We start from the raw sequence: 1381 nt of genomic DNA, 5'->3' as shown, positions 1-1381 counted from the left end.
GGAAGAGCGCCACCGGGTTGAGCGTGATCGGTCTGAGGTTCACAACTTTGTCAAACAGTTGAGCGGCGACGACATCAAAACGGGCGGCTGGTTCACGAAGTTGCTGTCGCACTCCCTCAGCGCCTACTCCGAGAAGGTGGACTGGCAGTATTTTCAAGCCAAATACAAAGGCGTCCCCGCGGACGCAATTGTCGATCAGCGGATCAAAATGGCTTCACGCTACGCAGCGATCGAGGGCGGCCTGTCTGCCAGCGCGTACACCGCGACCATTGCTGCGACAATTGGGTCTCTCGGCGGGGCATCCCCCGCGACGGTGCCAGCTGCAATTGCAACTGTGATGGTTGACGTTGCGTATATCACGCAGCTTCAGCTGCGACTTGCCTACGACGTAGCCGTTCTCTACCGCGTGCCGCTCGATCTAGACGACCCGGATGACCTATGGAAGCTCATACGGGTGGCCTTCACCATCAAGGGTGGAGAGGTGGCGCGCGAGGGAGTCGTCAAAATTGTCCCCGTCGCGATTCGCCCTCTTGTCAAACGTTTTTATGCCAGAGGCGTGCTGAGCGCGGCCAAGAGCTTGCCAATCGTCGGGAAGTTTCTCCTGCAACGCAATGTCATTAAGATCGGCATACCGCTGGTCGGGGTACCGCTGTCTGTCGTCCTGAACCGATACGCGACGCAGGTTTCAGGACGCCACGCACGCGCCGTTTTCCGCAATGAGGCCCGAGTCCTCGAGCTCGCAACTCGTCTCTCGACGCGCTCGAAGCATCCCCGCTTGGCATTGTGGGTCGCGTGGTTAGTGATTAAGGCCGATGGAGAGATCTCCGATGATGAAGCCCTCTTGATACGGCACCTTGTAACGATTATCGGGGATCAACATAAAATCGTAGATGATCAGTTCGCGCAGCTGGTTGACGTATCCGAGGATGAGGTTTGGGAACAATTTGCCGCGGAGAGTGGAGGTTTCGCCGACATTCTCGAACTCGCGAATGAAGTGGCAAGCGTTGACGGAGCCCCGAACCGCGCTGAGCGCGCCACAATATCAAAGATTGAGGTCTGGCGACACCGACGAGAAGGCCACTCACAAGTCGACTGACGGTCAACTCGCACCAGCGGTGGCGCGCAGTCCGGCTGAGGAACACTGCGGGGTAGGTTCGACGGCGACGTAAAATGTCAGCGCTAGCCAAATTGCACCTCCCCACCCACCCTGCCCCTGCAGTCACGATCGAGATTGGCGCTTGAGCCGGGCATTTGGGAAAAGATCGCGGACCCTTCATCGGATGTCCCCCCAGCCGCACGGCTAACGCACGGCAGGCGCAACCACGCGCACATGCGCCTCTTAGACGACACCTCGCACCACACTCAGGGTCTTGCTCATTAT

1 protein-coding gene is annotated in these 1381 nt (G+C 58.6%); it reads left to right on the top strand.

Annotated features, from left to right (window positions below):
- On the top strand, nt 1–1096 hold a 1096-nt coding region (locus A2J02_RS28235), incomplete at its 5' end, for a tellurite resistance TerB family protein (protein WP_231911444.1).
- Nucleotides 1097–1381: the final 285 nt, after the last annotated feature.

The sequence above is a fragment of the Rhodococcus sp. EPR-147 genome (assembly GCF_001647185.1).
Taxonomy (GTDB): Bacteria; Actinomycetota; Actinomycetes; order Mycobacteriales; family Mycobacteriaceae; genus Rhodococcoides.
This window is presented reverse-complemented; position numbering and strand designations above follow the sequence as displayed.